Annotated in this window: 18 protein-coding genes and 1 riboswitch; of the genes, 7 read left to right on the top strand and 11 right to left on the bottom strand. The window is 39.4% G+C overall.

All coding sequences use genetic code 11. The annotated features are described in order from the left end of the window. Positions 1 to 109: 109 nt before the first annotated feature. The gene (locus BMY13_RS02230; RefSeq protein WP_092502196.1) at positions 110 to 1,351 is read right to left on the bottom strand and encodes an aminopeptidase; all 1,242 of its coding nucleotides are present in this window, start codon (positions 1,349 to 1,351) and stop codon (positions 110 to 112) included. A gap of 181 nt (positions 1,352 to 1,532) precedes the next feature. Between BMY13_RS02230 and BMY13_RS02225 the strand changes: the two genes are divergently transcribed. Beyond that, positions 1,533 to 1,862, top strand: a complete 330-nt coding sequence (locus tag BMY13_RS02225) for a winged helix-turn-helix transcriptional regulator (protein WP_092491390.1) — start codon at positions 1,533 to 1,535, stop codon at positions 1,860 to 1,862. 38 nt (positions 1,863 to 1,900) lie between these two features. Here BMY13_RS02225 and hutG read toward each other — a convergent pair whose 3' ends face one another. The 7 genes from hutG to cls all read right to left on the bottom strand — a co-directional run bounded on the left by hutG (position 1,901) and on the right by cls (position 11,407). After that, complete coding sequence (hutG, locus tag BMY13_RS02220) at positions 1,901 to 2,842, bottom strand: formimidoylglutamase (protein WP_092502194.1); 942 nt, start codon at positions 2,840 to 2,842, stop codon at positions 1,901 to 1,903. Next, positions 2,839 to 4,092 (bottom strand): imidazolonepropionase, encoded by a 1,254-nt coding sequence (gene hutI / locus BMY13_RS02215; RefSeq protein WP_092502192.1) that lies wholly within the window; start codon positions 4,090 to 4,092, stop codon positions 2,839 to 2,841. Before hutI ends, hutG begins: the two co-directional genes overlap by 4 nt. 15 nt (positions 4,093 to 4,107) lie before the next feature. Then, positions 4,108 to 5,754, bottom strand: coding sequence for a urocanate hydratase (hutU, locus tag BMY13_RS02210; RefSeq protein ID WP_092502189.1), 1,647 nt, complete (start codon positions 5,752 to 5,754; stop codon positions 4,108 to 4,110). Further along, positions 5,747 to 7,267 carry a histidine ammonia-lyase gene (gene hutH, locus BMY13_RS02205; RefSeq protein WP_092502187.1) on the bottom strand — a complete coding sequence of 507 codons (1,521 nt, stop codon included), beginning with the start codon at positions 7,265 to 7,267 and terminating at the stop codon, positions 5,747 to 5,749. Before hutH ends, hutU begins: the two co-directional genes overlap by 8 nt. A 393-nt stretch (positions 7,268 to 7,660) precedes the next feature. Then, on the bottom strand, positions 7,661 to 9,085 hold the full coding sequence (locus tag BMY13_RS02200) for an alanine/glycine:cation symporter family protein (protein ID WP_092491384.1): 1,425 nt from the start codon (positions 9,083 to 9,085) through the stop codon (positions 7,661 to 7,663). Positions 9,086 to 9,380: 295 nt separating this feature from the next. Next, complete coding sequence (locus tag BMY13_RS02195; protein ID WP_092502184.1) at positions 9,381 to 9,902, bottom strand: acyl-CoA thioesterase; 522 nt, start codon at positions 9,900 to 9,902, stop codon at positions 9,381 to 9,383. Positions 9,903 to 9,964: 62 nt separating this feature from the next. After that, positions 9,965 to 11,407: a cardiolipin synthase gene (gene cls / locus BMY13_RS02190; protein ID WP_092502182.1), complete on the bottom strand. Its 1,443-nt coding sequence runs from the start codon at positions 11,405 to 11,407 to the stop codon at positions 9,965 to 9,967. A gap of 101 nt (positions 11,408 to 11,508) precedes the next feature. On the opposite strand from cls, the gene BMY13_RS02185 reads away from it, so the two are divergent. Beyond that, on the top strand, positions 11,509 to 12,066 hold the full coding sequence (locus tag BMY13_RS02185; protein ID WP_092502180.1) for a short-chain dehydrogenase: 558 nt from the start codon (positions 11,509 to 11,511) through the stop codon (positions 12,064 to 12,066). Here the strand turns inward: BMY13_RS02185 and megL are convergent, their stop codons facing one another. Further along, on the bottom strand, positions 12,067 to 13,251 hold the full coding sequence (gene megL / locus BMY13_RS02180; RefSeq protein ID WP_092502177.1) for a methionine gamma-lyase: 1,185 nt from the start codon (positions 13,249 to 13,251) through the stop codon (positions 12,067 to 12,069). Between the two features lie 225 nt (positions 13,252 to 13,476). On the opposite strand from megL, the gene rarD reads away from it, so the two are divergent. The 5 genes from rarD to BMY13_RS02155 all read left to right on the top strand — a co-directional run bounded on the left by rarD (position 13,477) and on the right by BMY13_RS02155 (position 19,630). Beyond that, positions 13,477 to 14,379: an EamA family transporter RarD gene (gene rarD, locus BMY13_RS02175; protein ID WP_092491379.1), complete on the top strand. Its 903-nt coding sequence runs from the start codon at positions 13,477 to 13,479 to the stop codon at positions 14,377 to 14,379. 285 nt (positions 14,380 to 14,664) lie between these two features. Then, positions 14,665 to 14,782: riboswitch (SAM riboswitch) on the top strand. Between the two features lie 97 nt (positions 14,783 to 14,879). Further along, on the top strand, positions 14,880 to 16,640 hold the full coding sequence (locus BMY13_RS02170) for a PLP-dependent aspartate aminotransferase family protein (RefSeq protein WP_092502175.1): 1,761 nt from the start codon (positions 14,880 to 14,882) through the stop codon (positions 16,638 to 16,640). Between the two features lie 57 nt (positions 16,641 to 16,697). Next, the gene (locus tag BMY13_RS02165) at positions 16,698 to 17,690 is read left to right on the top strand and encodes a homoserine dehydrogenase (RefSeq protein WP_092502173.1); all 993 of its coding nucleotides are present in this window, start codon (positions 16,698 to 16,700) and stop codon (positions 17,688 to 17,690) included. A gap of 416 nt (positions 17,691 to 18,106) precedes the next feature. Next, entirely contained in the window at positions 18,107 to 18,994 is an 888-nt protein-coding gene (locus BMY13_RS02160; RefSeq protein ID WP_092502171.1) for an SGNH/GDSL hydrolase family protein, read from the top strand. Between the two features lie 12 nt (positions 18,995 to 19,006). Next, the gene (locus BMY13_RS02155; RefSeq protein ID WP_092502169.1) at positions 19,007 to 19,630 is read left to right on the top strand and encodes a YpmS family protein; all 624 of its coding nucleotides are present in this window, start codon (positions 19,007 to 19,009) and stop codon (positions 19,628 to 19,630) included. Positions 19,631 to 19,659: 29 nt separating this feature from the next. On the opposite strand, the gene BMY13_RS02150 is transcribed toward BMY13_RS02155, so the two are convergent. Beyond that, entirely contained in the window at positions 19,660 to 20,643 is a 984-nt protein-coding gene (locus BMY13_RS02150) for a helix-turn-helix transcriptional regulator (RefSeq protein ID WP_092502166.1), read from the bottom strand. 54 nt (positions 20,644 to 20,697) lie between these two features. Next, entirely contained in the window at positions 20,698 to 21,333 is a 636-nt protein-coding gene (locus BMY13_RS02145) for a hypothetical protein (protein WP_092502164.1), read from the bottom strand. Between the last annotated feature and the right edge of the window lie 34 nt (positions 21,334 to 21,367).

The raw sequence follows: 21,367 nt of genomic DNA, 5'->3' as shown, positions 1-21,367 counted from the left end.
CAAACTAAATACTACGAATCGATTACTCTTAATCTGTATCGCATTTAAGATTTTTGTCAATAAAAAGAGGAGAAATTGGCACAACAGCCAACTCCTCCTAATCTACTTATCAACCTTTAATATTCAATGCCCATGTTCCGTTGCGGAACACAGGTTCTGTTGTGCCATCTTCCAACACGCCATCAATATCAAGCTCTTCTGAACCAATCATGAAATCAACGTGTGTTAAACTATCATTTACACCATGTTTATCAAGCTGCTCGTCGTTCATTTCAGCTCCACCCTTAAGATTTGTAGGGTATGCTTTTCCTAAAGCGATGTGACAAGATGCATTCTCATCAAACAGCGTGTTGTAAAAGATCAGGCCTGATTGTGAAACTGGTGACTCATGTGGCACAAGTGCAACTTCACCCAATCGACGCGCACCCTCATCTGTATCCAACAAATGTTTAAGTGTGTCTTCACCTTGTTCTGCTTTGTAATCAACAACTTTTCCGTCTTTAAACGTCAGACTGAAATTATCAATCAAGCTTCCACCATGATTCAATGGTTTAGTACTTGAAACTGTTCCATTTACACCATATTTATGTGGCAGGGAGAACACTTCTTCTGTTGGCATGTTTGGGTTAAAAGTAGTGCCCTGTTCAGACACTGCAGATCCGCCTTTCCAGATATGCCCTTCTGGAAGTTCCAGTTCCAAATCAGTCCCCGGAGCTTTATAAATAAGTTTTTTATATGATTTCTTATTTAATATTTCACGTGCTGTTTTCAGTGTTTCGTTATGTGCATCCCATGCAGCTATTGGATTATCCTGGTCAACGCGAACGATTTTAACTATCGCTTCCCAAAGACTCTCAATTGCTTTATCCTTTGATTTATCAGGGAAGATTTTTTGAGCCCAGTCACCTGTTGGTATCGATATAATTGACCATGTGATTCGATCATTCATCGTATATTTACGGAAGTTTGTCATTGCTTGTGCTGCTGCCTTGTTTGCCTTAGCGACACGTGATGAGTCAATATCCTTCAGTAAGTCAGGATTTGTTGAGCGAATTGACAATACCGCTGCCCCATCCTCAGCAAACGTATCATGTAATTTGACACGCCACTCAGGGAAATCGGCAATCACTTCATCTGGTGCATTTTCGTATTTTAATAGGGTTAATTCATCATCAACCCAATTAATATGTACATTCTTTGCGCCCATTTCATACGCTTTTCGAGCAACAATTTTTGTGAAATCGGCTCCTTCAATTGGCGCATTTATCATCAACGCCTGATTTTCCTGCAAATTAACCCCTGTACGTAAAGCTAATTCAGCATACTTTTCCTTTGTTTGTTGATCTACCATACTTTTACCTCCAAAAAAATAGTATTTCGTGTATCGTTATTATTTCACAAATCTAAATAATTACCAAATGATAAAGACAGGTATTTCGAATCATGTCCGATTTACGCAACCCCAGTTATATGTTACTATATAAATAGGTTACTATTTGTAATCAAATTATTTCGTCAGAGAGGTGATCTGCATGAGTGATTTATGTCCGCGTTTTGAAAATGCAATGGAAATTATCAGTAAACGCTGGGTTGGTCTAATATTGTTTGAATTGCTAGAAGGCACAAAACGTTTTTCCGAAATGGAAGCTGATTTGCCAATTAGTGGAAGATTACTCTCTGATCGCCTGAAGTTGCTGGAACAAAAAGACATAATTGAGCGCAATATATACTCGGAATTTCCAGTTCGAATAGAATATTCATTATCTGAAAAAGGCAAAGCCTTAGAACCGGTTATTCAAGAAATTCAGCACTGGGCTGATGACTGGGTGTCTATAGAAGATATCGGCGAAAGCAAAGTATAATATGATTGAGGAGCCTAATACACAGGCTCCTTTTTATATTATATCTGCTTCCCTTTCATAAAACTCAACATGACATATGCTGCAACTCGGCTTGTCATATTACGAAAGTCGATTGTTGGGTCAATTTCGACGATATCCATTGTGTTGACTTTTTTATTTTCAGACGCAAATAACACCCCCTCCAGTAGTGTTTTACTGTCCATGCCACCCGGGCCAATTGCCGGGCATCCCGGCGCAAATGCCTGATCCAAAACATCGATATCAACTGACATATAAATTTCATCCACTTTTCCGGCAAGCCTTTCTAATTCTTCTTCCAAAATAGCTTTTATTCCATTTTGATGCACATCGTTCATTGTATAAACTGTTACCCCGTTCGCATCAGCATATTCCTGGTATGCTTTGGCATTGGTAAAGTCGCGAATTCCAATTTGGACAAGATTTTCACCGTTTATAATGCTGTCATCAAGTAAGCGGCGAAATGGTGTTCCGTTTGTTGGGCCACCGTCTTTAGTATTGCGCAAGTCATGGTGTGCATCAAACTGAATAACGCCGACTGTCCTGTTTTTGGCATGTGCCTTGATTGATGAATAACTGATGGAATGATCCCCACCGAGTATCATCCAGTGATTTGCCGCATTAGTTGCATAGACATCTGACAATCCCTCATATATACGGTGCTGGTTGCCCTTGATATCCGTCGGGTCCATATAAATATCACCAAAATCAATTATCGGATCAGTTAATTCAACTCCAGACTCAGCGGAATAGGTTGTGTAGCTTTGTAATGCTGACCGGATCGCGCCTGGTGCCTGGGATGCTCCTGAATGACTTATCGATGGTTTGGATAATGGGACACCTACAACTGAAAAATCATAAATTAGCCCCTTTTGCCATGGCGTTAATAATTCTTTAGCTTTTGTTGTATATCGATCCTTAAAAATTGCTTCACCAGCTGGTTTCACATGACGTAAACTCATCGTATTTCCCCTCTTTTATATAAAATCTCACCGTTTTTAAGTACCGTATTTGCATGATTGACCCCGTAGTGATACGGAATGTACTTATAATTAGGGGCATCCCATATGACAATATCGCCCCTGCGACCGGTAGCGATTGTTCCGGCTTCATAACCCCGACCAATTGCATGTGCTGCATTTACGGTAACGGCATGCCATATTTCAGCCGGTGTTAGCTTTAATTTTAACGCTGCAATTGACATAATTAACTGCAGATTTTCTGTTACCGAGCTTCCCGGGTTAAAGTCCGTAGAAACAGTGATAGCCGCTCCCTCATCAATCATTTTTCTTGCACGCGGATACGTATCTTTTCCTAAATAAAAAACAGTTCCGGGAAGGATAACACCAATTGTATTCGATGATGCTAACTGTTTTATTCCATTGTCAGACGCAACTGCCAAATGCTCACCGCTAATTGCTCCAACTTCAACAGCAAGCTCAGTACCGCCTAATTGATCAATTTCATCAGCATGTATTTTTAAGCCAAAACCCTTTTCTTTAGCCTTTTTCAAATAGCGGAGCGACTGCTCAACAGAAAAGACGCCTGTCTCGGTAAAAATATCTATAAATTCTGCCAGGTTCTTTTCTTTTATTTCGTCAAAAAGTTCACTCATCAGACTTAAAAACGCTTCAGGATCTTCTTTGTGTTCGGGTGGGATTGCATGAGCTCCCAGGAATGTCGAAACAATGTCGAGCGGATGTTTTACATTTGCCTCCTTAGTTACTTGCAATTGCTTAAGTTCTGTCTGTTTATCAAGTCCATAGCCGCTTTTCGCCTCAACCGTAGTTATTCCATGCATAGCCATTCGATCCAAATGAAATAGCGCCTTTTCCAGCAGCTCATTATATGAGGCATCCCGCGTTGCATTTACCGTTGATAAAATGCCTCCTCCCTGCTTTAAAATTTCCAGATAAGGAACACCTTGCTGTTTTAATGCCATTTCTTCTTCACGGGACCCGCCGAAAACCAGATGGGTATGAGGCTCGACAAGTCCTGGGGTAACAAGTTTTCCGTCTGCATCAATAGTTTTATCTGCTTGAATGTTCACCGCTTTTTCTGCTGACCCAATCCATTTAATTCTCCCATCTTTAACCGCAACGGCAGCCCCTTCCATTACCGTTAAGTCATTCATGTCACTACCTTTAACAGGTCCTTTTTTATCCATCGTTAATAGCTGACCGATGTTAGTAATAAGTGTATCTACTTTCATAATAAATAGCGCCCCCTACTTTTTAATCGGAATTGTAATATCGTGATCTTCTGCAAATCTCTGCGCTTTTTCATAGCCTGCATCAGCGTGGCGGATAATGCCCATCCCTGGATCAGTTGTTAGCACCCGCTCCAGACGTTCTTTTGCCAAGTCAGTCCCGTCTGCTACCGCGACCATACCTGCGTGGAGCGAATAGCCCATACCTACACCACCACCGTGATGAAATGATATCCATGAACCGCCAGCAGCCGTATTAATTAAGGCGTTCAAAACAGCCCAATCGGCAACAGCGTCACTGCCATCCTTCATGCCTTCTGTTTCACGGTTTGGTGATGCAACCGACCCGCAGTCCAAATGATCACGACCAATCACTACTGGTGCTTTCAATTCACCGCTTCTGACCAATTCATTAATTGCGAGTCCCATTTTCGCCCTCTCTCCATAGCCTAACCAGCAAATACGTGAAGGAAGTCCCTGAAAGGCAACTTGCTCCTGTGCCATATCAATCCAGCGAATAAGTCCCTCGTTCTCCGGAAACAGTTCTTTAATTAATTCGTCGGTACGATAAATATCTTCCGGGTCCCCCGATAGAGCTGCCCACCTAAATGGACCCTTACCTTCACTAAATAGTGGGCGGATATATGCTGGTACAAAGCCTGGAAAATTAAATGCATTTGAAATCCCTTCATCTTTAGCTACCTGGCGAATGTTATTTCCGTAATCAAATACAGTCGACCCATTTTGCTGATAGGTAAGCATTGCTTCCACGTGTTTAGCCATACTCTGTTTTGCTAGTTTAGTATAGTTGGCAGGGTCATTTTTGCGTAACACAGCCGCTTCATCAACATTATATCCAATTGGTATATACCCGTTTAGAGGGTCATGTGCAGATGTCTGGTCAGTTACGACGTCAATCTGTATATCCTTTGTCAAAAGTTCATGATGAACCTCTGCAGCATTTCCCAATAGTCCGATTGATAATGGCTTTCCTTGCTGTTTAGCGTTATTTGCCAGTTTAATCGCTTCATCCAGACTATCAGCCATCACATCACAATATTTTGTCTTAATCCGTTTTTCAATATGGCTCTTATCCACTTCTACAGCGATAACAACCCCTTCATTCATCGTGACAGCAAGAGGCTGTGCACCGCCCATTCCTCCAAGTCCTGCCGTTAATGTGATCGTATGTTTCAATGAACCATTAAAATGTTTTTTAGCAAGTGCTGCAAATGTTTCATAGGTTCCTTGCAAAATCCCTTGTGTACCAATGTAGATCCAACTTCCTGCTGTCATTTGCCCATACATCATTAACCCTTGTTTATCGAGCTCATGAAAATGGTCCCATGTTGCCCATTTTGGAACTAATACTGAATTAGAAAGAAGCACACGTGGTGCATGTTTGTGTGTTTTAAAAACCCCAACAGGCTTACCGGACTGAACCAGCATTGTTTCATCATTTTCCAGATTGCGAAGTGTGTTAACTATTGCATCAAACGCTTCCCAATTACGTGCAGCCTTACCAATACCGCCATAGACCACAAGCTCAGCCGGGTTTTCTGCCACTTCCGGATCAAGATTGTTGTACAGCATCCGTAATGCAGCTTCTTGCTCCCAGCCTTTACATTCCAGTTCTAAGCCCTTTTTAGCCGTCACTTTACTCATGTAAAACCCCTCCTTTATAATTTACTTCACTTTCCTTATCAGTTTTTAGCCAGTTTGCTAGACTTTCAATATCCGTTGCGAATACTCGGTCTTTCGTAATACTAGGAACTAGATTACGTGCTTTTTTATAAAATTCACGCGTTTGCGATGCCATACTTTCAATACCTCGAAACTCAACTGCCTGCATGGCACAAATAAGTTCAATCGCAACAACATGACGGGTATTTTGCAGCATCTGAAGCGCATGACGTGCCGCAATCGTTCCCATACTCACATGGTCCTCCTGGTTAGCTGATGACGGAATTGAATCGACGCTTGCTGGATGTGCGAGCGTTTTATTTTCCGAAACAAGTGACGCAGCACTATACTGCATAATCATTGCTCCTGATTCCAAGCCTGGATTCGGGCTTAAAAATGGTGGCAAATCATTCAGCTGTGGATTCACCAGCCGTTCAATTCGGCGCTCTGCGATATTAGCAGTTTCAGCAATTCCAAGTTTTAGAAAGTCCATTGCAAAGGCTATAGGCTGGCCGTGAAAATTCCCGCCCGAAATCACTTTATTTTCATCTGAAAAAATCAACGGATTATCGGTTACGGCATTCACTTCAATTTCCAGCTTTTCCTTTACATAATTAACTGTTTGCCATGATGCTCCAAGTACTTGTGGAATGCACCTTAATGAATACGCGTCCTGAACCCGAATTTCACCTTGCTTTGTTGTAAGCTTGCTATCGCAGAGAATTGAGCGAATTCGTGCTGCTACATCAATCTGTTCCTGATGGCCACGTACCTGTTGTAAATCATGGTCAAATGCATCCATTATTCCGTTTAAACCTTCCATCGTCATTGCTGCGGTCTGTTCACTTTGATGGAGTAATTTTTCCATTTCCAAAAAAGCTACCACACCAACGGCCGTCATGGCTTGTGTTCCGTTAATAAGCGCAAGCCCTTCTTTTGCTTTAAGTGTTATCGATGGGATACCTGCATCTGCTAAAGCATTCACCGTGTTCATCTGTTTTCCGTTATAAAGAACTTCCCCCTCACCAAGTAAAGCCAATGCTAGGTGTGACAGTGGCGCCAAATCACCACTAGCTCCAAGTGAACCCTGCTGGGGAATAACCGGATGAATCCCAGCATTAATCAGCTCTATAAATTGATTTATCAGTTGCGTTCGTACCCCCGAGTATCCTTTAACAAGCGCATTGGCTCGCAACAGCAGCATTGTCCGGCTAATTGGTTCTGGGAATGGATCACCAATACCACATGCATGCGAATGAATCAGATTTAACTGCAGTTCATCCAAGTCCTCCTCGGCAATTAAGACATCACTGAACTTGCCAAAGCCAGTATTAATGCCATACATGGTCTTCTTTTCATTGAGCATATTTTCGACGGTTTTTCGGTTGGCATCAATTTTTACTTCAGTATCTTGTGATAGAGCTACCTGCTCATAGTCAAAAACAACCCGTTTCACCTCATCCAGTGACAACGTTTCATCTGTTAAAATAATCATTTTGCACCTCCGTATCATCGCTTTACTATAATAAAGCACGCAAAGTAAAAGGAGGCTATGGTCGTTAAACCATGCCTCCTGAATATTTATTATTACCGGTGAGTAAATGTTGTTGTTTCCAATGTGAAAACATAATCGCACCTCAATATTGAAATTTTCTTACTTTATATTGTAAACGTTTTCCTGCGAGGATGCAAATTTACTTTTGTCGTGGTGGTGGAATTGTGAACTTGAGCGGGAAATTTGTGAACTTGAGCCGAATTTGTGACAGCTTGAGCCGAATCATTGTGATCTTCAGCCGATTCTGTGACAACTTCAGCGAATTCACCTAATTCAGCTGCAAAACGATAAAAACTGCCTGCTCCCCATCAGGAAGCAGACAGCACCTTAAGCTTATTCTTCTTTTTCCGATGTTTGATCACGGCCCCAGAACTCAATACCTGTCTGGTCATCCAGTGTATCACGATAAAACACGGGATCTTTACCGGCCTTCCGCTGTTCGCGGTAATCCTGTAACACGCGATTGGCAATTTTAAACAGCTTGGTAATGGCATAGAGGTTAATCAGCGCCATAATCCCCATTGTCAGATCGGCCATTGCCCATACTAGATCGAATGTAGCGATTGCACCAAATACTACCATTGCCAATACGGCGATACGATAAATAAATAGACCTGTCTTGCTATCTTTAATAAAACCAATATTATTTTCCCCATAGTAATAGTTTCCAAGGATAGAGCTATAAGCAAAGAAGAAAATTGCGATGGCTATAAAGACCGCTGCCCAGTCGCCGATATGGAATTCGAATGCATTTTGTGTCAATTGAATTCCATCCGCTTCACTTCCGTAAATCCCCCCTGCAGAAATCAGGATAAACCCTGTCGCACTGCATATAAGGATCGTATCAAAAAATACACCTAATGCCTGAATCAACCCCTGTTTGGCTGGGTGGGAAACTTCCGCAGTAGCAGCAGCATTCGGCGCACTACCCATACCAGCTTCATTGGAAAATAATCCACGCTTAATTCCCATTAGAATGGCAGCACCAAATCCGCCGCCAGCAATTTCACGAATACCAAATGCATTTGCAAAAATTAATGAAATCATGTCAGGAACAGCAGCTATATTAATAATAAGGATATAAATAGCTATGATAATATATAGAATCGCCATCACCGGAACGATAATTTGTGTTACATTTGCGATGGTTTTTAGTCCGCCAAATATAACGATTGCCGTTAACAGAACCAAAATAACAGCCATTATGTTTCTATTTATATCAAATTCACCATTGAAGGCAAGACTTATTGTGTTGGATTGAACAGAATTAAATACAAGACCATATGTAAATGTAATGGTGATTGCAAACACTATCCCAAGCCAGCGCTTATTAAGCCCTTTCTCCATATAATATGCGGGTCCACCGCGATACTGATCAGCCTCTGGAACTTTATAAACTTGTGCAAGTGTACTTTCTACAAATGCTGTAGCTGAACCCAACAGCGCAATCAGCCACATCCAGAAAATAGCACCTGGGCCTCCAACTGCAACCGCTGACGCAACCCCGGCAAGATTTCCGGTACCAACGCGTGATGCAGCACTTATTGCAAATGCCTGAAACGATGATGTACCTTTTTTTCCTGAAGCATTAATTGTTCGTTTATCAAATAATACGCGGAACATTTCTGGCAAATAACGAAATTGAACAAATTTCGTTTTAATAGTGAACCAAAGTCCCACTCCGATTAAGGCCGCTATTAAAATATATGTCCACATCGTTTCGTTTGCTATTCCAAGTAGTTTCTCGAATAATTCCATGATGTTTGTTCCCCTTTCAAACCATATATTTATAGGGTTATTCCCCATTCTTTAGGTCTGTAATCTTTCATTAGAAAATTGATATTCGTTAAAGGGATTCTTATGAGATCTTATTTTTCCTAGAGCCCCTTATACTCTGGAGAGCATGCCTTAATATAGATGACCTTAGTTGCACTTATGCACTAAGAACGTATTTATAATAACTGAATAAAAATAATAGAAGCCAGTAAAAATGGCTCCTGTTAAATAATTATTATATCTTAAATTCAGATTTAAACTCAATGGGAAAAAATTCCTAAATCCCTTGATTCCAAGGGAAATCTGTACCAAAAGTAGATGCAACCTCTTTTGAATGCTTTCTCCGTTCTTTCCGCCTTTCTGCACGAACAGGTGCAGATTCGTGTAAATTCTCTTGCTGACTTGTTACAGGATAAACGGAAGGTATTGGTGTTGGTCTCCCATCATCATCAACTGCCACAAATGTCATAAAAGCTGTTGTGCAAACTTTTCTATCACCTGTCAGCAGATCTTCTGTAACAGCCTTCACAAACACCTCCATTGATGTATTGTGAGTCCATGTTACAAACGCTTCAACACAGATGGTATCACCCTCTTTCACTGGAGCTAAAAAGTCTACTGAATCGGTTGATGCAGTAACAACCGGTTTTCTGGCATGCCGCCCTGCAGCAATCGCACCCACATCATCTATATGGGCCATTAATTTCCCACCAAATAATGTACCATGTGAATTCGTATCTGGCGGCAAAACGTGTGATGTTTTTACTGCTAATGAATATGAGCATGCTTTACTTTCCATTTAAATCTCTCCTAAATAATATTATCTTAATATATCTTACCCGATATAACCCCATCTACTCCTTACAATATGGGTGAAAGTAATCTGGATACCGATTCTTTAAACCGGACTCCTAATGAGCGTTTGGCGTATAGTTTCCTCGTCATTATCGTTGAGTGTGCAACATCATCGTTAAATGCTTCTACTAACCTTTCCGCTAAACCTTTATCATATAAAAATGCATTGACTTCAAAATTTAATCGAAAACTCCTCACATCAATATTTGCGGTCCCGACAGAGGCTATCTTTCCATCAACAACGATCGTTTTTGCATGAAGAAATCCATGCTGATAAATATAAACATCTGCACCCGCATTAAGTAAATCACCAATGTAAGAGAGTGTTGCCCAGTAGACAAATGGATGATCCGGTTTATTCGGGATCATTATCTTTACATCAACACCTGATAATACGGCAATTCGTAATGCATCCCGAAGGCTCTCATCTGGAATAAAATATGGCGTTTGTATGTAAACATATTCTTTTGCTGTCATAATCATTTTGATATAACCGTTTTTAATTTGTTCCCAATCAGAATCCGGTCCACTTGAGACGATTTGCACCCCGACATCCCCGTCACTTTCTGCTGCAAAGTAACGGTCTTCATACATAATATCGTTACGTGACGCCTGATTCCAATCCAAAATAAAGCGTGTCTGCATGTTTGGCACAGCATCACCGCTGATACGTAAATGCGTGTCACGCCAGTAACCAAACTTTTTGTTGTGACCAAGATATTCATCACCAATGTTAAACCCGCCGATATAACCTACTGTACCATCAATAATAGCTAGTTTCCGGTGATTCCGATAATTGATTTTCAAATTAACTTTGGGTATCTTTGGCGGAAAAAATGATTCAACCTGAACCCCTGCTTTACGCATACGATTGAGAAACTTTTTACTGATTCCTCTTGAACCCATATCATCATACAATGCACGTACTTCAACACCTTCACTCGCCTTTCTAATCAGGACATCGGCAATTTTCATTCCTAATTTATCATGACGAATAATATAGTAAAGCAAATGTATATGATCCTCCGCCTTCTCCAGGTCCTCAAGCAATGCAGCAAATTTCTTTTCACCATCCGTATATATTTCCACACTATTATCTTGTGTGAAAAGGGCATCGTTATTACGTAGATGTAAATAATATAAATCCTTATATTCAATTAACTCTTTATGCTTAAAGTTAAAATTATTTTCTTCTATTGCACGCAACTGCTTCTGTACAGCCCTTTTCACACCCAATTTACTCTTTGTATCCCATGTGAATATCCGCTGGGAACTTAGTCTCCTGCCGAAAATTAAATACAAAATAAACCCGACAATTGGGATGAAAAGCAATACCATTAACCATGCCCATGTTGAGCTTGGATCTTTTCGTTCCAGAAAGATAATCGTTAATGCCAGCGCAATATTAAAGAAAAGTATAAAACCAAAGAAAACAGACAAAAAACTCACGTGTATATCTCTCCTTACCAAGCAGTTACGTTATCCTTTAATATAGCATAGTTTTCGTTAATACGTTAGCCTAGTATTATATATATAAAGGGTGTGGAAAAATGAAAAATCACTACGCACTAGTTGTTGGAGGTACTGGCATGCTGAAAAATGTATGTCATTGGCTGATTGAACAAGATTATCATGTATATGTTATTGGACGGAACCAATCTAAACTTAATAAGCTGAAACAAGAGACTATTCAGCCAGAAAACCTTCACGGAGTTGCTGTTGATTATCAAAACAGTACTTGTTTATCAAACGAATTATCCAACTTGTTTGAAACAAATGGTATACCTGACATTGTGGTCAGTTGGATTCATTCGTCAGCTCCGCAAGCCCTTCCTTTAATTAAGGATATGATAAGCAAGCAGGATTTAAGCACTGATTGGCGATTAATCCACATACAGGGTAGTGCCCGTTTTTTGGAAAAAGAAAACACGCCTGTACCAAAAAATTGCTTGTACAGACGTGTCTATTTAGGATTCATTTTAGAAAACAACGATTCCCGCTGGCTTACTCATAATGAAATTTCAAGCGGTGTGATTCATGCTATCACTACCGATAGTAATGAGACCATCGTTGGGACGTTAGAACCATGGGACATGCGACCACAATAATTAAAGGTTATTCAAAGCTTGTTCCAGATCCTCCCAGATATCTTCCCACGCTTCAAGACCTGCGGATAACCGGATAAGCTGATCTGTTATTCCCATTTCAAGACGAGATTCCTCTGGTACAACGGCATGTGTCATAGTTGACGGATGCTGAATTAATGTCTCCGCATCACCAAGACTGACAGCAATTTTTAGGAACTTCAGGTTATTCAGCATTCGTTGTGCATCCTGTTTTGTTCCGTCTATTTCAAATGAAATTAAACCACCACCGCGTTTCATTTGTTTTTGACGAATTGGAAAATCAGGATGACTTTCATCATTTGGATAAAAAACACGTGCAACTTTAGGATGGTTACGCAACTTCCCAAATATTTTTTCCGCGTTATCACAATGGCGGTCAATCCGAATTGGAAGTGTTTTAAGCCCTCTTAGTAATAACCATGCATCCAGTGGTGACATAATTCCGCCGATATCCTTTAGGGTTGTCATCGCAACCTTATCCAAAAAGTCTTTTTTTCCAACAGCAAGCCCTGCTACTACATCTCCATGGCCGCCAATATATTTTGTTGCACTATGGAGTACAACATCACACCCTAACTCAAGTGGTCGTTGTAAATATGGTGATGAAAATGTATTATCGACAACCACCGGAATCCCCTTTTCATGAGCCACTTCAGCAACCATTTCTAGATCAATTAACTTCATCGTCGGATTAATTGGCGTTTCGACATAAATACATGTCGTTTCAGGCTTAATTAGTGCGCGAATTTCCTCTTTTGTTTCCATTGCTGAAAAATCATGTGAAATATTATACTTCTCATCCATCATTTCCAATAAACCGAATGTACAACCATACAATCCTGATGAACACAATACATGGTCATTCGCTTTTGTCAGTGCAATCAAAATAGCAGATACAGCAGCCATCCCTGATCCAAAAGCTAGCCCGCGTTCGCCGCTCTCCAAAGCTGCAATCCGTTCTTCTAATACACTTACTGTGGGATTTCCTAACCTGGAATAGATATAACCCTCTTCCTCACCTGCAAATCGTCGTTCTCCTTGCTCTGCTGTTTCGAACGTGTATGTTGATGTCTGAAACAAAGGTGTTGCAAGACTACCAAGCATGTCTTTGGAATCGTACCCTTCATGAATAACCGATGTTTCAAAGTGTTTATGTTTTTTTGCCATTAGTAAGTCCCCCCAGATAAACAATCTTATAATCTCATATACTACTATCATATTGTATTTACCAACTTTTTGAAAGCGTTTTCTGAAGAAATGTTAAAAGCAGAGTTATTGCTTTTTTCAGAAAGAAAATCTAGAATTAGCTTACTTAGATTAGTAGTATGCATATCGCATGATTCGATAGTGTTCACTTGAATCTGGATATATCCTAGAAACGGGGTCTTCAAAATGAATCAAGAAAATAAGATTGGAATTATATATGCAGCAGGCGCCTATTTATTATGGGGATTTCTTCCCGCGTATTGGAAGCTGATAGACCAGGTTCCACCTGATGAAATATTAGCACATCGTATATTATGGTCATTTATTTTTATGATTATTGTGGTTCTAGTTGTCCAAAAATGGAAGCTTTTCCTAAAGGAATGCAGAATTATTTTAAACGATAGAAAAAAATTGACTGGAATTACATTCGCATCAGTTGCCATTAGCATCAATTGGCTTACCTTTATATGGGCGGTTAACAATGAACATGTAATTCAGGCAAGCCTCGGTTATTACATAAACCCGCTTGTAAGTATTTTATTAGGAATGATTGTGCTAAAAGAAACATTAACACGTGGCCAGATGCTATCATTTCTACTTGCTGCAGTTGGTGTTATTAATTTGACAATCAGTTATGGTGTCTTTCCGTGGGTATCACTATTGTTAGCATTCAGTTTTGCAATTTACGGATTGCTGAAAAAAACTGTAGATGTTAGTGCAATGTTCGGTCTAACTATCGAGACAATGATTGTAACTCCTATTGCTCTTATTTATTTACTATCTATCCCTGGCAGTTCATTGGCATCTGATCCAATGTTCTCCAGTTTTGGGTTATTACTGTTTGGCGCTGGTGTCGTTACAGCGATTCCACTATTATTGTTTGCAAGCGGCGCGAAACGAATCCCATTATCAATGGTAGGATTCCTTCAATATATCGCACCAACTATCATGCTAGTTCTAGGTGTGTTTGTTTATCAGGAGACTTTTTCACTGGCGCATTTTATATCGTTCGCATTAATCTGGATAGCACTATTTATATACATGTCATCTGCACATCGTAGTTCAGGTCGGCTTAGGGAGAAAAATTAGGCTCTTAATGACGCAGTGAAAATATACTCGCTTTCCGCGGGCAAGCAGCAAGCCTCCTCAGCTCGTTCCTTGCTTCCGGAGTCTTGCGTAGCTGTCAATTTTTTATTCGGCAACAAACTTAAATCAGCCAAAATTAAATCAATTTTCAGAATTCACTTGACGTACAATCATTCCTGCGTATATAATATTCAATAACTTTAGAAAACTTGGCTTATCGCCAAGCCTTAGTTGCAATTATGCAGCAAGAAAGGATTTATACTTTCTTAACTGCCAATAAAGTTACATCTCTTATCGAGAGTGGTGGAGGGAATAGGCCCTGTGAAACCCGGCAACCTTAAAAGCTTAACTAATGCTTAGTAAGGTGCTAAATCCTACAGGTCAAGTATGATCTGGAAGATAAGGGGAGGATCGTTACATATTACGCCCTCTTCTTAGGAAGAGGGCTTTTTATTATCTCCTCTCCCTCCAGAAAACAGTAAAATCTAAAGGAGGAATTTATCATGTCAAATTTTCATTTGCACAATCAGGAAACACAGTTACTTCACGGAGGTCAGGAACCAGATCCAACAACCGGATCACGTGCGGTACCCATCTATCAAACTACTTCCTACGTTTTTCGGGACACCGAACATGCACAAAATCTTTTCGGGCTACAAGAACCAGGTAATATTTATACACGAATCATGAATCCGACAGTTGATGCATTCGAACAGCGAATCGCATTACTGGAAGATGGCGTAGCCGCAGTTGCAACTTCATCCGGGATGTCAGCCATTACATTGGCCATTTTAAATCTTGCAAGCAGTGGTGATGAGATCATTGCTGACAGTAATCTATACGGTGGGACGTATAACCTGTTTGCTAACACTCTCCCTCGATACGGAATCGACGTTAAATTTGTTGATGGAACAGATCCAGAGAGTATTACTACTGCAATTACCGAAAAAACGAAAGCTATTTTCGGAGAGATTATCACAAATCCAAGTCTAAATGTGCTGGACGTTGAAAAAATTGCAGGAATTGCTCATGACAACGGGGTTCCATTAATCATTGACAATACATTTGCGACTCCATACAATACGAAGCCACTGACATGGGGAGCGGATATTGTTGTACATTCAGCTACTAAGTGGATCGGCGGTCATGGTACAACTATCGGCGGCGTTGTCGTTGATGGCGGTAGGTTCAATTGGGGGAACGGTAAATTCCCAGTCTTTACTGAACCCGACGAGAGTTACAACGGACTTCGCTACGTCGATATTGGGCCGGCAGCGTTCGCAACCAAACTGCGCGTGCAGCTGCTGCGCGATATAGGTGCCTGCCTAAGTCCACAGAATGCATTCCTGTTTTTACAAGGACTGGAAACATTGCACTTACGTGTTGAGCGCCATAACAAAAACGCCGAAGAAGTTGCAGCATATTTACAAAAACATCCTGCAGTTGAATGGGTTAATTTTCCTGGGTTACAGGATCATCCATCACACGAGTTAGCCAATAAATATTTACAGAATGGCTATGGATCGATTATAACGTTTGGAATAAAGGGTGGCCGTGACGCAGGCCGGAAATTGATTGATGGTGTTACACTCTGGTCACATGTTGCCAACGTCGGTGATGCGAAGTCGTTAATCATCCACCCAGCGTCAACTACACACCAACAATTAGGTGAAGAAGACCTGGTTAAAAGCGGTGTTACGGAAGAGTTAGTGAGACTTTCTATTGGACTCGAATCAACCAATGATATATTAGTTGATTTAGACCAGGCAATCGCTAATGCAACCGGTGAAGCAAAAACATTTCAAGCAACAGAAGAAGATGCAGTCAAGTGGCTCTTATCTTCACCATTTGACCGTAAAGACGGTGGTATTCGCCAAAAGGTAGTTGCGGTTAGCGGATTGGATGATCAAACTAATTCATTTTATAAAAGTACGAAACAATTACAGCAGTTAGGATTTCAAATTGTTCCATTAAGTACTTCTTCAAAAGAAATATTAAATGTGCAAACATATGAACAGTTAGATGATGTGCCACTTGAAATTGATGCCATTCTGTCCTATGACAGAATTCTTCCACCAGAAACTATCGAGCAATTTATTAATAAGGACGGTAAAATTATTTGGGTTGAAAATCCAAAAGATACAGATGAAACAGTAAACCATGCAAAAGCTGCTGGAATTTCTGTTATTACAGATAAAAACATTTACCATGAAGCGATTCGCATTCGAGAAAACGGCTCTGGAAGTGTGCTAGTAGAAGCTTAAGTGTAAAAAAACGAAGGATCTACGGTTATCATTTTTAGATGAGGGAGGGATTAACAAATGAAACCGATAAATATTGCGTTAATCGGACTTGGAACAGTTGGCTGCGGTGTCTACCAAACACTGCACATTCACCGTCAACGGCTCGAAAAACTAGTCGGAGCTCCCATCAACATTTCAACAATTATTATTGAGAATCCTGACAAACATCAAAAAATTTCAGCCAAGACAAACATTACAACAGATGTTAATACTGTTTTAAATAACCCTGAGATCGATGTTGTCTTTGAAGCAATTGTTGGAAAAGAACCAGCTTTTTCATTGCTGAGAAGATGTATCCAAGCAAAAAAACACGTCATCACTTCTAATAAGGAAATGTTCGCAATCCACGGTCAAGAGTTGAAAAGACTTGCCACCCAATATAATGTTCAAATTGGATATGACGCAACAACAGCTGGTGGCATACCGATTATCCAGACTATCCAACAACTTTTAAAAGCAAATCAGATCCAATATGTGCAAGCAATTTTAAATGGTACTACCAACTTTATCCTATCAGCAATGCGGGAAAAGAACATAACATTCTCCACTGCTTTGGATGAGGCACAAAACTGGGGGTATGCCGAAGCAGATCCAGAAAATGACATTGAAGGTTTTGATGCATATTATAAGCTAATGATTCTTAGTGACCTTATTTTTGAAAAACAACCTGATTTAAAATATGTTAAAAGAATAGGAATACGTGATATTACCGAGGACTCCCTTCAAGGGTTACAAACGGAAGGTAAACGAGTTAAGCATATTGCAAAGATAGGTTATGATGCTACAGGGAACCTTACTGCAAGCGTTGAACCAGAAGCAGTTTCCAAAGAACACCCATTATATGCTGTTGAAGGCGTAAACAATGCTATTCATATTAAAGGAGATATAGTTGGTGACTTAACGTTCACGGGGCCAGGAGCAGGATCATTTCCTACCGCGAGTGCAATGATTGAGGATTTTTGTATTTTGTTTAAAAAAGAGCAAGCTGCAATAGCTGGAGCGCCCGTTTAGCTGCTCCCCTCATTGTGGGTGAATCGACGTTGCCACAGGATGTGGTGGTTTTAGTCGAACATCCTTCATCTTTTATCGTAAGGAAGTGAAGGAAATCCACGAGCGCTGAAGCTAGATGTTTTTTTATAACATGGCTTATCGTTAAGCCACAGTTGAACACACGCAGTATGAAAGAATTTATACTTTCTTAACCGCTAGAAAAATTCGTCTTCTACTGAAGGCGATTTTTTTAGTTTAAGTATAGAAGGTAAAGGGAATTATCTCTTATTAGATTAAAATGTAATACAATCGAAATATGAAATATTGATACTTACCAATTATAATGGGTACATATATAGTAATAAAACGTGATATGTACTAAGATAAAATATCATTTCAATATATAGGTAGAATATTTCAGTATAGGTGTGAGATTCATGAAAAGAAGATACATTTTTATTATTTTGGGTATACTGATTATAGGTTTAGCTATTATTATCTTTTTAAATCAACCTGAACCAAAATTAAATGAATCAGCAGATAATAATTCACAGGAAGAGACACAGCAGGAAACTGAACCAGACAAAGAAATAGAAACGGAAGATGAACAGCCAGAAGAAGAAACAAAAGAACCAATCACTAAATTCAGAGAAATAATAAGTGGTGCACTTCAAGGTACAATTGACTTTTTCACAAATAAAGAAGCGCATGTTGCAGCCATTGGAGACTCATTAACACAAGGTGTCGGCGATAAAGTAGTTGATGGTGGTTATATTGGTATTCTGGATAATACCATTAATAAAGATAATCAATTGGTAACATTTGAAAACTATGGAAAACGTGGGAACCGCTCAAGCCAGCTATTAAAACGGCTTGAACAGCCCGAAATAGCACAATCGGTCAAAGAAGCAGATATCGTATTGATTACAATAGGCGCAAATGATATTATGCAAGTCGTCAAAGAAAACTTTTCCGACTTGACGATTAAGGATTTTTCCCAAGAACGGATCGCATACAAAGAACGGTTAAAAATTATTTTTGAAAGAATCAAAGACCTAAACTCAGACGCTGATATATATCTATTAGGTTTCTATAATCCCTTTGAAAAATATTTTAAAGATCTCGAAGAACTTGGTATGATTGTTGAAAATTGGAACAACACAGGTAAAAATGTCACAGAACAATATGAGAATACGACATTTATACCTACAGTTGATCTATTTGAGGATACAGATAAAAATTTAATCGCAGATGATAATTTTCATCCTAACCATCTGGGATATCAACGGATTGCCAAACGAGTATTAGAACATATAACAGACTAGGAGGTAAGTGGAATGGCGGAACATAAAAAGTCAAAAAATAGATGGAAACGATTTTTTTTGATTTTACTAGGTTTGAACATTGTCATTTTTATGTGTATTGCTGCTCTTATTTTTTGGCCAGTTTCCGACACAAAAACACCTTCTAATGAGGAGTATGAAACGCAGCAAAGTTCAGAGTTCATCGTTCGTACGACAAAAAAGAACTTAAATGAGTTAGTAAATGCATATACCGATAAGCTTTTGAAAGGTACTAACCACCATTATGAAGTGTCATTGGATGAGGATGTTCACTTGATCGGTGAACTTCCCGTATTCTCATCTACTGTCCCACTCTCTGTTCATTTCGAACCCTTTGTTCAGGAAAATGGCGACGTGATTTTGAAACAGAAATCCATCTCTATTGGATTACTGGAACTGCCTAATCAGAAAATAATGGAATACATGAAAAAGTACTTGCCAATGCCAAAGTGGGTTGCAGTTGATCCAAAAGAAGAGGAAATTTATCTTGCAGTAACAGATATGGAGATCAGAAGTAATTTCCAAGTTAGTGTAGAGCATATTGACTTAGAAGCAAACAATCTAGCATTTAAAATTAAAGTTCCTTACAGATCACTAGGGATTGAAATGGAAGAATAATAGAAAAATCGGGAGACTAGTCCCGATTTTTAATCTTTATAAACCTCACTCATTTGAATAATTTTGTCTTTCATTCTCTCAACAAGGTGGTCTGGAGATAGAACTTTTGCCTTGTTTCCCCATGTGAGAATCCAATTTATTAACCCATCCGATAGCTTGACTTTGGTTGTCAGCATAAAGTGACCTTCATCCATTTCCTTAATATCCGCCTCTTGCCCAAAGCGATCCAAAACTACATTAACCATGCTGTTATGGAATCTTATTTTCATCCACATTTCTTCTCCAGCAAACATATGAAAGCTTTGATTCACGTACTCCTGAAGATTGAATTCACACTTGGTAAAGTGCTTTTCGCTTACCTCAATATGGCGGATTCGATCCAATCGATAATGCCTTAATTCATTTGTATCCTGAAATCGCCCAATTAGGTAATAGTAGTCATTTTGCCAAATTAGTGCATATGGCTCTACATGATAGAAATCCCCATTACGATGATACTCGAATTCCTTCTTTACATTAAATTTTCCATATTGATATGTAAGAACTTTATCCTCCGAAATTGCCCGATGGACACAGTCAATATTAATCTTGACCAGTTCATAGTCAATATTGGCTGACTGATCAAACAAAATTGGCTCTGGCAAGGTTTTTGCAATATGTTTACTAGTCAGTTCCTTTACTTTCTGGATCAATTTCTCTTTCTCATTTGTTGTAATAAAACGTGCCGATAAAATAGCATCAATAATCAGTCGCAGCTGATACGTTTCAAATAATCTCGTTTGATGGCTAAATAATATTTTACCGAATTTGCCTTTATTTTGGACAATTTCAAAGTCCATATCATCCAAAGCTTCAAGATCACGCTTTATCGTCCGGTTATCAAATGTAACATCACCAGCAATTATTCGAATCTTTTCGCTTAGTTCGCCTATACCCATTTCATGATATTCATCAGTTTCATTAAATAAAATCTCTCTGATTTTTAATAATCGATAATTACTACTTCTTTCCAATTAAATACATCTCCTTCCATAAAAAGAACCTATACATATAATGTAAGGTTCTTCTCATTTGATGACTAATCGTTTTACTTTTTTAGATAGTAAGAAAATAAATGATTGCTTTGTTAATTGTGCCTCACCTTTTACCAGCCTTCGTTGTGTTATCAAGTCCCTTTGGCTTTCTTGATAGTTACCTAGTATTCCTTGATAAACTAATTCCAGCCCCTCATGATTGCGAATATCTGCTGGTGTTGTAAAACAGGTTGGTTTTTTAAATTCCAGTGATTCAACATCCTGAAGAACCGTAGCAACAAATTGAGAACAAAATAATGCGTCTTCCCGATTTATCTCAACCTGCAGCAATACCCCAATCAAGCCGAGGAAATTGTATTTGTAGTTACTTTTACGCAGTTCGATTTCTTCAATTTTCTCTTTAATTTTATTCGTATCGGTTTCAGATAGCCCGTATGAATACACAGCACATGCTGAATTTTTTAAAAAATCACTGCGAATATCTTCCTTCACAAATCCTCCGATAAAAGGATTTCGCGGTTTTTTTCGACCAAAACTGTAAACTTCCTGTAAGTCTGGCTCAAATGCAAGAGAGACATGATTTAAAGGCTGCTTTGTGCAATAGTTAATTAGCCGGGATAAGTATGTCCCAGTGTCTGTAAAGAGAAAATAAATCCTGTTTTCCCCCATTTAATTCCCCTCCGTTAAGTTACCAATCTATGAT

The organism is Virgibacillus subterraneus (genome assembly GCF_900110695.1).
GTDB lineage: Bacteria > Bacillota > Bacilli > Bacillales > Amphibacillaceae > Lentibacillus > Lentibacillus subterraneus.
Note: the sequence above shows the minus strand (reverse complement) of the source record. Positions and strands in the feature narration are given on the sequence as shown.